The 15,342-nt window shown below is 47.0% G+C and carries 12 protein-coding genes and 1 other annotated feature (1 of these 13 cut by a window edge); of the genes, 2 read left to right on the plus strand and 10 right to left on the minus strand.

Features of this window, described 5'->3' with window-relative positions; genetic code table 11:
• The first annotated feature begins 45 nt into the window (after positions 1-45).
• Together ACFVRY_RS27685 and ACFVRY_RS27690 are read left to right on the plus strand one after the other, a co-directional pair.
• On the plus strand, positions 46-507 hold the full coding sequence (locus tag ACFVRY_RS27685) for a V4R domain-containing protein (RefSeq protein WP_387503499.1): 462 nt from the start codon (positions 46-48) through the stop codon (positions 505-507).
• A gap of 17 nt (positions 508-524) precedes the next feature.
• Positions 525-857, plus strand: a complete 333-nt coding sequence (locus ACFVRY_RS27690; RefSeq protein WP_387503500.1) for a cupin domain-containing protein — start codon at positions 525-527, stop codon at positions 855-857.
• A gap of 79 nt (positions 858-936) precedes the next feature.
• Here ACFVRY_RS27690 and tuf read toward each other — a convergent pair whose 3' ends face one another.
• From tuf to rplJ, 10 genes are all read right to left on the minus strand, one after another.
• Positions 937-2,127: an elongation factor Tu gene (gene tuf, locus ACFVRY_RS27695; RefSeq protein ID WP_066367658.1), complete on the minus strand. Its 1,191-nt coding sequence runs from the start codon at positions 2,125-2,127 to the stop codon at positions 937-939.
• Positions 2,128-2,233: 106 nt separating this feature from the next.
• On the minus strand, positions 2,234-4,312 hold the full coding sequence (gene fusA, locus ACFVRY_RS27700) for an elongation factor G (protein WP_387503501.1): 2,079 nt from the start codon (positions 4,310-4,312) through the stop codon (positions 2,234-2,236).
• Between the two features lie 47 nt (positions 4,313-4,359).
• Positions 4,360-4,830: a 30S ribosomal protein S7 gene (gene rpsG / locus ACFVRY_RS27705; protein ID WP_019908219.1), complete on the minus strand. Its 471-nt coding sequence runs from the start codon at positions 4,828-4,830 to the stop codon at positions 4,360-4,362.
• A 43-nt stretch (positions 4,831-4,873) separates the two neighbouring features.
• Positions 4,874-5,293, minus strand: a complete 420-nt coding sequence (rpsL, locus tag ACFVRY_RS27710; protein ID WP_066367672.1) for a 30S ribosomal protein S12 — start codon at positions 5,291-5,293, stop codon at positions 4,874-4,876.
• A gap of 136 nt (positions 5,294-5,429) precedes the next feature.
• Positions 5,430-5,681, minus strand: a complete 252-nt coding sequence (locus tag ACFVRY_RS27715) for a ribosomal L7Ae/L30e/S12e/Gadd45 family protein (RefSeq protein WP_066367675.1) — start codon at positions 5,679-5,681, stop codon at positions 5,430-5,432.
• Positions 5,682-5,861: 180 nt separating this feature from the next.
• The gene (gene rpoC, locus ACFVRY_RS27720; protein ID WP_387503502.1) at positions 5,862-9,473 is read right to left on the minus strand and encodes a DNA-directed RNA polymerase subunit beta'; all 3,612 of its coding nucleotides are present in this window, start codon (positions 9,471-9,473) and stop codon (positions 5,862-5,864) included.
• Between the two features lie 114 nt (positions 9,474-9,587).
• Positions 9,588-13,133, minus strand: a complete 3,546-nt coding sequence (gene rpoB / locus ACFVRY_RS27725; RefSeq protein ID WP_387503504.1) for a DNA-directed RNA polymerase subunit beta — start codon at positions 13,131-13,133, stop codon at positions 9,588-9,590.
• A gap of 425 nt (positions 13,134-13,558) precedes the next feature.
• Positions 13,559-14,155: a class I SAM-dependent methyltransferase gene (locus ACFVRY_RS27730; protein ID WP_387503505.1), complete on the minus strand. Its 597-nt coding sequence runs from the start codon at positions 14,153-14,155 to the stop codon at positions 13,559-13,561.
• A gap of 141 nt (positions 14,156-14,296) precedes the next feature.
• On the minus strand, positions 14,297-14,656 hold the full coding sequence (gene rplL / locus ACFVRY_RS27735; RefSeq protein ID WP_387503506.1) for a 50S ribosomal protein L7/L12: 360 nt from the start codon (positions 14,654-14,656) through the stop codon (positions 14,297-14,299).
• Between the two features lie 66 nt (positions 14,657-14,722).
• Entirely contained in the window at positions 14,723-15,226 is a 504-nt protein-coding gene (rplJ, locus tag ACFVRY_RS27740; RefSeq protein ID WP_175370354.1) for a 50S ribosomal protein L10, read from the minus strand.
• Positions 15,227-15,289: 63 nt separating this feature from the next.
• Positions 15,290-15,342, minus strand: a sequence feature (ribosomal protein L10 leader region); it runs 100 nt beyond the window's last position.

The following is a 15,342-nucleotide window of genomic DNA, read 5'->3' on the forward strand; positions in this document are numbered from 1 at the left end:
GTCACAATAGACATATAACAAGAAGATTATCAGGAGGGAATACTTATGCTGCAATACACCTTTGAGGATATGAAGAGAATGGAGCGGGCCGAACTAGGCAATATGGTTCCACTAGAGCTTTTTCGCACAATACGCCTGATCGGACTAAACCAGGGACTCCCTATGGGAGGCAAGGCAACAACACTGACGATTGGTCGCAAAATCGGCGAAAGTTTGCCTGTACAAAATTTAGACGAGCTGCTGCAGCTGTTTGAGGAATTGAAAATTGGCATTCCGCGCATTGTTTACAAGGATACTCACAAGATAAATATCGCTGTGGATGACTGTTTTTGCAAAGGACTACCGGTACTGGAGGAAACAATGGTCTGTGACTTAGAAGGGGCAATTCTCGAGGGGGCTATGTCCAAAATTATGGGACGAAAAACGCCGGTCAGAGAGATCAAGTGTAACGTCAGTGGTCATGAACACTGTGAGTATGAGATCAGACTTTACCAAACCAACCTGTAAAGAAAGGAAGATCATCTATGCATAAGTTGTTATTATCCGAAGCTATTCAATACCAGGAGGGCCGCTTTACGAAAAGAATTCTCTTTCAAGAAGGCGAAAGTGTCGTATTCGTTCTAAATTTCTTGCCTGGACAACAATTGCCCACCCATACGCATCCAGAAACTGATGTCTACATTCTGATGCTTGATGGCAGTGGGACAGTCACTGTGGACGGAGACGATAAGGAGATCATCAAAGGCGAAGTTATCCACATTGGTGGAAAGGAAGCATTTTCTTTTCATAACAGTGGAGAAATACCGGCGAGTCTACATGTTGTATTATGTAAAGTTCCAGATCCATCCTATCTATGAATATATAAAAAACAGAGGACCTTCATGAGAAGATCCTCTGTTCCTATGTTCAGGAACTATCCTAATGGATAGAGCCTAATTATTTTTGAATGGATGCTACAGCGCCGGCGCCAACTGTACGTCCGCCTTCACGAATGGAGAATTTAGTACCTTCTTCAATCGCGATTGGGGAGATCAGGGATACCGTTACAGTGATGTTATCACCAGGCATAACCATTTCAGTACCTTCTGGCAGGTTGATGATACCAGTTACGTCAGTTGTACGGAAGTAGAACTGTGGACGGTAACCAGTGAAGAAAGGCTTGTGACGGCCACCTTCTTCTTTTGTCAGAACGTAGATTTGAGCAGTGAACTCAGTGTGTGGCTTAACGGAGTTTGGCTTAGCCAATACTTGGCCACGCTCGATGTTGTTACGGTCTACACCACGAAGCAATGCTCCGATGTTGTCGCCCGCTTGAGCGGAATCCAGCAATTTACGGAACATTTCAACGCCCGTAACTACGGATTTCTTAGTTTCTTCGTGAATACCAACGATTTCGATTTCTTCGCCCACTTTAACTGTTCCGCGTTCTACGCGACCAGTTGCCACAGTACCGCGGCCAGTGATGGAGAATACGTCCTCGACAGGCATCAAGAAAGGCTTGTCAGTTTGACGCTCTGGAAGTGGAATGTACTCATCGATGATGTTGAACATTTCAACAACTTTTTGAGCCCATTCGCCTTCTGGGTTTTGTAGAGCTTCACGAGCGGAACCACGGATGATTGGAGTGTCGTCGCCTGGGAAGTCATACTCGCTCAGCAAGTCGCGAACTTCCATTTCAACCAATTCCAACAACTCTTCGTCTTCAACCATATCACACTTGTTCAAGAAGACAACGATGTAAGGAACGCCTACTTGGCGGGACAACAGGATGTGCTCGCGAGTTTGTGGCATAGGGCCGTCAGCTGCGGATACAACCAGGATCGCTCCGTCCATTTGCGCTGCGCCAGTGATCATGTTTTTAACATAGTCGGCGTGACCAGGGCAGTCTACGTGTGCGTAGTGACGAGCAGGAGTTTCATATTCAACGTGAGCTGTGGAGATAGTGATACCACGCTCGCGCTCTTCAGGAGCTTTGTCGATTTGGTCGAATGCTACAGCAGCACCACCGTAAGTTTTGGACAATACAGTAGTGATTGCAGCAGTCAGAGTCGTTTTACCATGGTCGACGTGACCAATAGTACCGATGTTAACGTGCGGTTTGTTACGTTCAAACTTTGCCTTTGCCATTTGAACAGTTCCTCCTTAATATGGTTTCCTTTTTATTAGAGCCGTCCGCCTACAAGTATATCTAGATGACTGATTAGTTTACCGGACGGCAAGTTAAAACGGGTAATTATTCTCCGCCTTTGTTCTTAACGACGATCTCTTCCGCAATGGATTTAGGAACTTCTTCATAGTGAGAAAGCTCCATTGAGAATACGCCGCGTCCTTGAGTACCGGAACGGAGAGTTGTGGAGTATCCGAACATTTCGGAAAGAGGTACCTTCGCACGAATAATTTGAGCACCACCACGGGAATCCATACCTTCGATCCGTCCACGGCGGGAGTTCAACATACCCATTACGTCGCCCATGTATTCCTCAGGAACAGTTACTTCCACTTTCATGATTGGCTCAAGCAAGATAGGTTTACACTTATCTTTAGCTGCTTTAAGCGCCATCGAACCGGCAATTTTAAATGCCATTTCGTTGGAGTCAACATCATGATAAGAACCATCAACGATGGTAGCCTTAACGTCTACAAGCGGGAAGCCTGCAAGTACGCCGTTTTTCATTTGCTCTTCAATACCGGCAAGTGCAGGAGCGATGTATTCTCTTGGTACAGAACCACCGACAACTTTACTTTCGAATTGGCTGCCAGTACCCGGCTCGAGAGGTTCAAATTCAACCCATACGTGACCATACTGACCGCGACCGCCGGATTGGCGAACGAATTTACCTTCAACGCGTGCTGGAGCTTTGAATGTTTCACGGTAAGCAACCTGTGGTTTACCCACGTTGGTTTCTACCTTGAATTCGCGGCGCATACGGTCGATGATAATATCCAAGTGAAGCTCACCCATACCTGCCAGGATAGTTTGACCTGTTTCTTCGTCAGTGTGAGCGCGAAGAGTAGGATCCTCTTCTGTCAACTTACCGAGAGCAACACCCAATTTATCTTGGTCAGCTTTGGTTTTTGGTTCAACTGCGATTTCGATAACCGGATCAGGGAAGTTCATGGACTCCAAGATTACCGGATGTTTCTCATCACATAGTGTATCACCTGTACTTGTGTCTTTCAAACCAACGGCTGCCGCGATATCACCGGAGTATACAATGGAGATTTCTTGGCGGCTGTTCGCATGCATTTGCAAGATACGGCCGATACGTTCGCGCTTGTTCTTAGTAGCGTTAACTACATAAGAACCGGACTCCAGAACACCGGAGTACACGCGGAAGAATGTAAGTTTACCAACATAAGGGTCTGTCATGATTTTAAATGCCAGAGCTGAGAACGGCTCTTCATCCGAAGAATGACGAACAGCTTCAGTTCCATCTTCAAGATGACCTGTGATAGCAGGTACATCAACTGGAGAAGGCAAGTAATCAACAACAGCATCCAGCATAAGCTGAATACCTTTGTTTCGGTAGGAAGAACCCGCAATTACAGGGAAAATCTTAACTTCAACTACGCCTTTGCGAATTGCAGCTTTGATTTCCGGAATTGTAATTTCTTCGCCTTCCAGATACTTCATAGTCAGATCTTCGTCAAGTTCAGCAACTTTCTCGATCAACTCGGTACGCAGTTCCTCAACTTTAGCCAAATATTCTTCCGGAATATCCGTTACTTCGATGTTTTGGCCCAGATCATCTTTGAACATGTGTGCTTTTTGCTCAACTAGGTCGATAATACCAGTGAAATCACTTTCTGCACCAATTGGCAATTGAATAGCAACTGCATTGGCTTGAAGGCGATCACGCATAGTTTCGATTACGTTAAGGAAGTCTGCACCGATAATGTCCATTTTGTTAACATATGCGATCCGTGGAACGTTATAACGGTCAGCCTGTCTCCATACGGTTTCAGACTGAGGCTCAACGCCCTCTTTCGCACTAAATACGCCTACTGCCCCATCCAATACACGCAGGGAACGTTCAACTTCAACAGTGAAGTCAACGTGCCCTGGGGTATCAATGATATTGATGCGGTGACCTTTCCACGCAGCAGTCGTAGCAGCGGAAGTAATCGTGATTCCGCGCTCTTGTTCTTGTTCCATCCAGTCCATTGTAGCTGCACCCTCGTGAACTTCACCGATTTTGTGCGTACGGCCTGTATAGAAAAGAATCCGCTCAGTGGTAGTAGTCTTACCAGCATCAATATGCGCCATGATCCCGATATTACGTGTATTTTTTAAGGAGAACTCTCTTGCCATGGAATGGATCTCCTTCCAAAATAGAAGTTATTTGATTGACTAAAATCCTACCAACGGTAGTGAGCAAACGCTTTGTTCGCTTCAGCCATTTTGTGCGTGTCTTCGCGTTTCTTAACAGAAGCGCCTGTGTTGTTGGAAGCGTCGATGATCTCAGCCGCCAAACGCTCTTCCATAGTCTTCTCACCGCGGTTACGTGAATAGTTCACGAGCCAACGTAATCCCAAAGCAGTACGTCTTTCTGGCTTAACCTCGATAGGTACTTGGTAGTTCGCACCGCCGACACGACGAGCTTTGACTTCCAAAACCGGCATGATATTCTTGATGGCAGCTTCGAAAACTTCCATCGGCTCTTTACCCGTACGTTCTTGAATCAGCTTGAACGAATTGTACAGAATGCTTTGAGCGACACCTCTTTTACCATCCAGCATAATGCGGTTGATCAAACGAGTAACCAACTTGCTATTATACAATGGATCTGGCAGTACGTCTCTCTTAGTAACTGGACCTTTGCGTGGCATGGATATCCCCCTTTCTTAAATGGTTCTTACTCAAGTTTTAATCTTATTTCTTCACTTTAGGACGTTTTGCACCATACTTGGAGCGAGCTTGCATACGGTTAGCTACGCCAGCTGTATCCAGTGCACCACGAACGATGTGATAACGAACTCCCGCAAGGTCTTTAACTTTACCTCCGCGCAGCAATACAACGCTGTGCTCTTGAAGGTTATGTCCGATACCTGGAATGTAAGCAGTCACCTCAAGACGGTTCGTCAAACGAACACGGGCATACTTACGAAGTGCGGAGTTTGGTTTACGTGGAGTCATTGTGCCTACACGAGTGCACACACCGCGTTTTTGCGGGGCGCTCAAATTTGTAGTCTCACGCTTCAGGGCGTTATACCCTTTTTGAAGAGCAGGAGATTTGGATTTGTCGATTTTGGCTTGACGGCCTTTACGAACCAATTGATTAATTGTTGGCATGTTGTGCCACCCCCTTCCTGAATTGATAACCTTCTTATGAACTTAAGTCCACAGACCCAGGTGGTTCATAAAAAGACAAATGAAAAGTCCTTGCTGCCGAAGTACACCCCGGTACAAAAACATTTCTAGATGCTTGCTATTGTTTTAAGACGGCTGCCATCGCAGCGCCCACTTCTATTCCGCAGGCCTTGCCCAAATTTAGCATCGTATCTACATAAGTGACCTTGACACCTTGTTTGTTACAAAGCATAACAATCCTGGAAGTAAGCCGTTGATCTCCGTCCTCTGCCACATATACTTCTGCGGCCTGGCCCATCTCCACCGCTTTGACGGTTTGCTTGGTACCGATCTTGACCTGAGCATCCTGTAATCCTCTATCTTCAGTCATGAAAGATCATTACCTCCAATGAACAAGAATAACAAGACTACTCACGCACCTTAGACATATTAGCATTATCAGAAGGCCCTGTCAAGAAAATCAGCAATAAATTTATAAATCCATATCAGGCAATCGCGTCACGTCTAACCAAGTAGAAGTGACGCGAATACACTGACAATGGTTGTTCTATTACTCAGCAGGAACTGTCTCTAGAGACTCTAGTTCTTCCTTAGCATTTGGATCAGAAAGTTTTACATTGCGGTAACGATTCATACCTGTACCGGCAGGAATCAGCTTACCGATGATAACATTTTCTTTCAAGCCGAGGAGTTTATCCACTTTTCCTTTGATGGCTGCATCTGTAAGCACGCGTGTTGTTTCTTGGAAAGACGCGGCAGACAGGAAGGAGTCTGTCTCAAGGGACGCCTTGGTAATACCGAGCAGTACCGGTTTGGCAACTGCAGGCTCATTACCCGACAGGATAGCTTCTTTGTTCGCTGCTTCGTATTCATGGATGTCCGCAAACGCACCTGGCAGGAGATTGGTATCCCCGGCATCAATGATGCGGATTTTGCGTAGCATTTGTTTGATCATTACTTCAATGTGCTTATCGTTGATCTCAACGCCCTGGTTACGGTATACACGCTGTACTTCTTGCAGAATGTAGTTCTGTACCCCGCGGATCCCTTTGATACGCAGCATTTCTTTAGGGTCAATCGAACCGTCTGTCAGCTCATCGCCAGCTTCAATCTCCTGGCCTTCGCTCACGCGCAGCCGTGATCCGTAAGTAATGGAGTAAGTTTTGGATTCCGCTTCACCTTGAACTTCGATTTCACGACGGTCTTTGGTTTCACGAATTTCCTTGATTACACCATCAATTTCACTGATTGTCGCCTGACCTTTAGGGTTACGGGCTTCAAACAGCTCCTGGATACGCGGCAAACCTTGTGTGATATCGTCTCCCGCAACGCCCCCGGTATGGAACGTACGCATGGTAAGCTGTGTTCCTGGTTCCCCGATGGATTGTGCTGCGATGATACCAACCGCTTCCCCGATTTCCACGTGCTTACCTGTTGCCAGGTTACGTCCGTAACACTTCTTGCAGACACCGTGACGGGCACGGCAGCTCAGAACAGAACGGATTTGCAGTTTGGTTACGCCAGCATTAACGATCGCTTCCGCTTTGTCGGAATCAATCAGGTCATTGCGGTGTACGATGATTTCGCCTGTTTCTGGATGACGAACAGTTTCGAAGCAATAACGACCTTCAATACGGTCGTACAGATCCTCGATAACTTCCTTACCATCCTGAATGCGGCTAACAGTGAACCCTTTATCTGTACCACAATCTTCTTCGCGAACGATAACGTCTTGTGCTACGTCAACGAGACGACGAGTCAAGTAACCGGAGTCCGCTGTACGCAGCGCTGTATCGGCCAGACCTTTACGCGCTCCGTGCGTGGAGATAAAGTACTCCAAGACGGTAAGACCTTCACGGAAGTTCGCTTTGATTGGGAGTTCAAAAATTCGTCCGGATGGTGTCGCCATCAGTCCGCGCATACCACCAAGCTGGGTGATCTGCGATTTGTTACCCCGTGCCTTCGAATCAACCATGAGCATAATGGAGTTGTAACGGTCCATTGATTTCAGGAGGATATTCGTAAGCTCGTCTTTAGTCTTCGACCAGATCTCAATGACACGGTCATACCGTTCGTCATTGGTGATCAAACCGCGACGGTATTGGTTCGCAACTACATCAACCTTGGCGTCGGATTCCTTCAGAATTTGTGCTTTTTCCTCAGGTACAACAACGTCCGACACGGCAACCGTTACACCGGAACGAGTGGAGTATGTGAAGCCAAGCTGCTTGATCTTATCCAGAATCACAGATGTTTTGGTCGTATGATAAGTCTCAAAACAACGAGCGATGATAAGCCCAAGATATTCTTTACCTACAGCACCGGCATCTGGAGCATTCATGATGCGCTCGAGGACGTCGGCACCTTTTTCATAGATGAAATAATTTTCAGGCGTACCATGAAGCAAGTTTGTTTTGGTTGCTTCGTTAATATAAGGGAAGCTGCTCGGATAGATTTCGTTAAAGATAATCTTTCCGACAGTTGTAATCATCAACGCATTTTGTTGTTCTTCAGTAAAGCATGTTTTGTTAAGTGCCTTAACTGGAATAGCAACACGCGCATGCAGACCTGCAGTTCCACGTTGGTAAGCCGAAACAGCTTCGTTTACGGTACGCAGAATCATACCGCTACCCTTTTCTTCCTTGTTGTCCATGGTCAGGTAATAAGTACCAAGAACCATATCCTGGGAAGGGGTAACAACCGGTTTACCGTCTTTAGGGTTAAGAATGTTACCGGATGCCAGCATGAGAATGCGGGCTTCGGCTTGAGCTTCTGCTGACAGAGGCACGTGTACCGCCATTTGGTCACCGTCGAAGTCGGCGTTATAAGCCGTACATACGAGCGGGTGAAGACGGATAGCATGACCTTCTACCAGAATCGGTTCAAATGCCTGGATTCCGAGACGGTGAAGCGTAGGGGCACGGTTAAGTAGAACCGGGTGCTCTCTGATTACTTCTTCAAGCACATCCCATACTTCAGGACTAACACGCTCAACTTTACGTTTTGCGCTCTTTATGTTGTGGGCAAGCCCTTTATTAACCAATTCTTTCATGACAAACGGCTTGAACAATTCCAGTGCCATTTTCTTAGGTAGGCCGCATTGGTACATTTTGAGGTACGGTCCTACGACGATAACGGAACGTCCAGAGTAGTCAACCCGTTTACCGAGCAAGTTCTGACGGAAACGTCCTTGTTTACCTTTCAGCATGTGGCTGAGGGATTTAAGTGGACGGTTACCAGGACCGGTTACCGGACGGCCACGACGACCATTGTCGATCAAGGCGTCAACAGCTTCCTGGAGCATCCGTTTTTCGTTCTGCACGATAATATCAGGAGCACCGAGATCAAGCAGTCTCTTCAGACGGTTGTTCCGGTTAATTACACGGCGATACAAATCATTCAAGTCAGACGTAGCAAAACGGCCACCATCCAATTGAACCATTGGGCGAAGCTCCGGTGGAATAACCGGAAGCACATCCATGATCATCCAATCAGGTTTGTTGCCGGAGTTGCGGAAAGCCTCGATAACTTCCAGGCGTTTGATAGCCCGGTTGCGGCGTTGGCCTTGAGCCGTACGCAGCTCTTCTTTGAGGAATTCCAGTTCCTTGTCAATGTCGATATCTTGAAGAAGCTTTTTGACAGCTTCTGCACCCATACCGGCTTGGAACCCGTAGCCGTATTTCTCACGGTAGCTGCGGTATTCTTTTTCAGACAGCAGTTGCTTCTTCTCAAGCGGAGTTTCGCCTGGATCAGTTACAACATAGGAAGCGAAATAGATAATCTCTTCCAGGGATCTTGGAGACATGTCCAGTGCCAGGCCCATCCGGCTAGGAATACCTTTGAAGTACCAGATATGCGATACAGGAGCTGCTAATTCGATATGCCCCATACGTTCACGACGTACTTTCGCACGTGTAACTTCTACGCCACAACGGTCACAGACGACACCCTTATAACGGACGCGTTTGTATTTACCGCAATGACATTCCCAGTCTTTTTGGGGTCCAAAGATACGCTCACAAAAAAGACCCTCTTTTTCCGGTTTCAATGTACGATAGTTAATGGTTTCCGGTTTTTTAACTTCTCCGCGGGACCAAGAACGAATTTTTTCCGGAGATGCGAGTCCGATTTTCATAAATTCAAAATTGTTAACGTCCAACAAGGAGCAACCCTCCTTAACCTAATCCTGATTTAGTACCGCTGGCCCTCCCTTGATCATGACAATCAAAAGAGGGCGCGGTTCTTTTGTAATGGAATTCCAACGTTTCGGGATCTATTAATCTACTCCGACTTCTGAGCCTTCCAAATTGAGGCTGAGCTTGTCGCCTGACGTATCGTCCTCATCATCCAGTTCTTTCATCTCGATCTCCTGCTCATCACCGCTCAGGATTTTAACATCCATACCCAGTGACTGCAGCTCCTTGATCAATACTTTGAATGACTCAGGAACGCCCGGTTCAGGAACGTTCTCGCCTTTGACGATGGATTCGTACGTTTTCACACGGCCGACCACGTCATCGGATTTCACAGTCAGAATTTCTTGCAAGGTATAAGCGGCGCCGTAAGCTTCAAGCGCCCACACTTCCATCTCCCCGAAGCGCTGACCACCAAACTGAGCTTTACCACCCAGAGGCTGTTGCGTAACGAGAGAGTAAGGTCCAGTAGAACGAGCGTGAATCTTATCATCAACCATGTGCGCCAGTTTGATCATGTGCATGACGCCAACCGTAACTTCACGTTCGAAGCGTTCACCAGTCCGGCCATCATACAGAATGGTCTTACCATTACGCTGCATGCCTGCTTCTTCCATAGTGTCGAAGACGTCATTCTCACGCGCACCGTCGAATACCGGTGTAGCGATGTGAATACCAAGACGCATAGCAGCCATACCGATATGCACTTCAAGCACCTGTCCGATGTTCATCCGTGATGGAACGCCCAGCGGGTTGAGGACAACCTGTACTGGAGTACCGTCCGGCAGGAACGGCATGTCTTCTTCTGGCAGGATACGGGCAACGACACCCTTGTTACCGTGACGTCCGGCCATCTTGTCGCCTTCAGAAATCTTACGTTTCTGAGCGATGTACACACGAACCAGTTGATTCACACCCGGTGGCAGCTCATCGCCGTTCTCGCGTGTAAATACTTTAACGTCAACAATAATACCATCACTACCGTGAGGAACACGCAAGCTTGTATCACGCACTTCACGAGCTTTCTCACCAAAGATTGCATGTAGCAGGCGTTCTTCAGCTGTAAGCTCCGTTACACCCTTAGGTGTTACTTTACCCACAAGAATGTCGCCAGCGCTGATTTCCGCACCGATGCGGATGATGCCGCGCTCGTCAAGATTGCGCAATGCTTCTTCCCCAACGTTTGGAATATCACGCGTAATTTCTTCAGGTCCGAGCTTCGTGTCACGGGCTTCCGACTCGTATTCCTCGATATGAATCGAAGTGTATACATCCTCTTTAACCAGCTTTTCACTCAGCAAGATCGCATCCTCGTAGTTGTAACCTTCCCAAGTCATGAACGCAACGACTACGTTGCGACCAAGAGCCAATTCGCCCATTTCTGTGGAAGGTCCGTCTGCCAGGATATCACCTTTCTTAACCACGTCGCCTCTCTTAGCTAGCGGACGTTGATTAATGCAGGTACCTTGGTTCGAACGCATGAATTTGTGTAATTTATATTTAACGATATCGCCTTTAACTTCTTTGCCTTCGACACTCTCGACACGGCGCAGCCAAATTTCATTGGCAGAAGAACGTTCGATGATACCGTCATATTTGGAAACGATACATACGCCAGAATCCTTGGCAGATTTATGCTCCATTCCTGTACCCACGAGTGGGGCCTTAGGAATAAGCAGTGGAACTGCCTGACGTTGCATGTTGGATCCCATCAGTGCGCGGTTGGAGTCATCGTTCTCAAGGAACGGAATGAGCGCCGTAGCGACCGATACAACCTGCTTAGGTGATACGTCCATGTAATCGACACGATCACTAGGCATGGATGTAATGTTATCCGAATCTTTGTTGTAACGAACGATAACCATCTCTTCTTTGAAAGAACCATCTTCCTCCAAGAGAACGTTAGCCTGTGCGACAACGTAGTTGTCCTCTTCGTCCGCAGTCAGGTAATCAATTTGCTCAGTAACCTTACCTGTCTTCGGATCAACCCAACGGTACGGAGCTTCAATAAATCCGTATTCGTTGATACGAGCGAAGGTGGACAAGGAGTTGATCAAACCGATGTTCGGACCTTCCGGCGTTTCGATTGGACACATCCGGCCATAGTGACTGTGATGGACGTCGCGAACCTCAAAGCCTGCGCGTTCCCGCGTAAGACCGCCGGGTCCGAGTGCGGAGAGACGACGTTTGTGTGTCAACTCTGCAAGCGGGTTGGTCTGGTCCATAAACTGGGACAGCTGGGAGCTACCAAAGAACTCTTTAATCGATGCGATAACCGGACGAATATTGATAAGCGCCTGTGGTGTAATCGCATTAGCATCCTGAATGGACATTCTCTCACGCACTACGCGTTCCATACGGGACAACCCGATACGGAACTGGTTTTGCAAGAGCTCTCCCACAGAACGCAAACGACGGTTACCCAAGTGGTCGATATCATCCGTATTGCCGATACCATGCAGCAAATTAATAAAATAGCTGATTGAGGAAATAATATCAGCCGGAGTAATATTCTTGACCGCTTTATCAATGTTACCATTGGCAATCAGTTTGATTACCCGACCTTCTTCAATCGGCGAATATACGTCGATCGTTTGAAGCGGGATATCTTCACTATCAAGCACTCCGCCAGTTACGCGGTAGTTCTTGTGGGCAACATCTTTCTCAAAATGCGGAATCAGTTCATCAAGCAGACGACGGTCTACCATTTGTCCTGCTTCAGCTAGGATTTCGCCAGTGGACTCATCCACCAAAGGCTGTGCCAGACGCTGATTGAACAGACGGTTCTTGATGTGCAGCTTTTTGTTGATTTTGTAACGACCTACATTAGCTAGGTCATAACGTTTTGGATCAAAGAAACGTGCAACCAGCAAACTCTTGGCATTATCAAGAGTAGGTGGCTCGCCCGGACGAAGACGCTCATAAATTTCGATAAGCGCTTTTTCCGTAGAATCCGTATTGTCTTTATCCAGCGTATTGCGAATATATTCATCATTACCAAGCAATTCCAGAATCTCAGCATCACTGCCGAAACCCAGTGCACGCAGAAGCACGGTAACTGGAATTTTACGAGTCCGGTCAATCCGGACATACATAATATCCTTAGCGTCGGTCTCAAGCTCCAGCCATGCACCACGGTTAGGAATTACTGTAGCGGTGTAGGTTTTTTTGGCGTTCTTATCTACTTTTGTGCTGAAATAGACGCTTGGAGAGCGAACCAACTGGCTGACAATTACCCGTTCTGCACCATTGATAATGAAAGTGCCGGTCTCCGTCATCAGCGGGAAATCCCCCATGAACACTTCCTGCTCTTTGACCTCACCGGTCTCCTTATTGATGAGACGCACCTTTACCCGAAGAGGAGCCGCATACGTTACGTCCCGCTCTTTAGCGTCATCAACCGTGTATTTCGGTTCACCCAGGCTGTAATCAATGAACTCGAGTACCAAATTACCTGTGAAATCCTGGATCGGCGAGATGTCCTGAAACATTTCCCGCAATCCCTCTTCCAAAAACCAATCATACGATTTTTGTTGGATCTCGATCAGGTTCGGGACCTCGAGAACCTCGTTAATTCTCGCATAGCTTCGCCGAGTGCGTCGACCATACTGAACAAGATGTCCTGCCAACTTTACTCACCCCTCATGTCTACTCACTTAAAAATTGATTGCGAACCCTTGTTTGGAACCGTATAATGGAACCATACCAGCAGGATCCAGCCCTAAATAAAGAAAAGCCCTTATCGAAAATCTTCGAATAAAGAGCGCATTTATTTACGGCGAAAATACTCCTTATCCAGTAGATTTGCCCAAAACGTACATATTATACGTCAGCAAGCAACAGTTTATGCATTTTGCCTCCACATCCTCGGCTTCGAAATACTACCACAGACAATGAAGTACACTTTCGCAAAAACACGCCGTACGGCATGCGCTTGCCGGCCGACAATATATCACTTGACATTTCAGCAAACTAAAGACATGGAGCCTATCTTAATACTGACATTTTATAATAATACCACTATCAGTATCTCATGTCAACGACTAAATGCCTTTTATTTTTGAGCCCGCAGAATTCGGTAGCCCTTCTCTTTCCCCACTTCTTCTACGAGTGAGAATAAACTCTCCAGCTTGGCCACTGCCGACGGTGAACCTTGTTTCTTCTGAATGACCACCCATAAGCTTCCGCCTACTTTCAGGTGCTCACAAGCTTCTTCAAAGATTTGATGAACTACGGCTTTTCCCGCCCGAATCGGGGGATTGGTAAGGATCACATCGAATTCCTGGCCCTTCAATACGCTGAGCACGTCGCTTTCCATTACCGTAACATTCCTTATCCCGTTCTGCTGTGCATTCTCGCGCGCCAGTTCAACTGCACGGCTGTTGATATCGATCATTGTCACATGCCCCGCTGGGGCAAGATGAGCTGCGCTGATTCCAATAGGTCCATACCCGCAGCCGACATCGAGCACAGCCGAACCATCCGGGATTTCCATCATTTCAATCAGTACGCGGCTACCATAATCAATATCACCTTTGGAGAAAACACCGGCATCACTAGTAAAGCTGAGGTTCTTCCCTCTGAGAACGGTATTAATCGTACGTCTGTTATGACGTACTTCGGGCTGCTGCGAATAATAATGCTGCGACATGTCGCTCCTCCCTTTTCCTTAAACCATTGAATATAAAGACACTCCCTATTCATACAGCAAACCCCTTGAACATGTTCAAGGGGTCTTTGTAAGCCGGAAGAAATGACTTCGCTTCCGATTGCTGTACCTGTTGCTTTAATACTATTTTACTTCTACTACTGCGCCAGCTTCTTCCAATTTTGCTTTGGTAGCTTCTGCATCTTCTTTGCTTACTTTTTCTTTGATTGCTTTTGGTGCGTTGTCTACAAGGTCTTTAGCTTCTTTCAAGCCAAGGCCTGTGATTTCGCGAACGATTTTGATAACGTTGATTTTGGAAGCACCAGCGCTATTCAAGATTACGTCGAATTCGCTTTGCTCTTCAGCAACTGCTGCTGCTGCGCCGCCAACAACTACTGGAGCTGCTGCAGTTACGCCGAATTCGTCTTCAATTGCTTTAACCAGGTCGTTCAGTTCCAATACGCTCATGCCTTTAATTGCTTCCAAGATTGCTTCTTTACTCATGATTGAACCTCCATTTTATATTTAAATTTGTTTGTGTTAATGAATTACATTGCAAAGAGCAAAGGCTTACGCGCTTTGTTCTTCTTTCTCAGCGACAGCTTTAACTGCAAGTGCGAAGTTACGCACTGGAGCTTGAAGCACGCTAAGCAGCATGGACAGCAAACCATCGCGGGATGGAAGCTCTGCCAGTGCCTTAATTTGGTCCGCGTCGATGACACGTCCTTCTACTACGCCGCCTTTCAATTTCAAAGCGTCGTTTTTCTTGGCGAATTCGTTCAAGATCTTAGCCGGAGCTACTGCATCAGTTTCACTGAATGCGATCGCTGTAGGACCAGTCAGAACTTCGTCCAACTCAGTCAATTCAGCCGCTGCAGTTGCACGACGAAGCAATGTGTTCTTCAGGACTTGAAAGTCAACGCCAGCTTCACGAAGCTGCTTACGCAGTTCAGTCACTTGGGCAACGTTCAAACCGCGGTAGTCCGCAACAACAGTAGTTACGCTACCTTTAAACTTAGCAGTAACAACATCTACTGCATCTTGTTTAGCTTGAATTACTTTTGCATTTGCCAATGTATACACCTCCTGAAAATTTATGTGACGGCGTTCCATCCGAAGAATCCACGCCGTTCCTACGCAGGCATTAGAAAAGCCTCCGCAGAATCACGAAGGCTTGATAAAATGATAGC

The sequence above is a fragment of the Paenibacillus sp. NPDC057934 genome (genome assembly GCF_042887565.1).
Lineage (GTDB): Bacteria > Bacillota > Bacilli > Paenibacillales > Paenibacillaceae > Paenibacillus_AQ.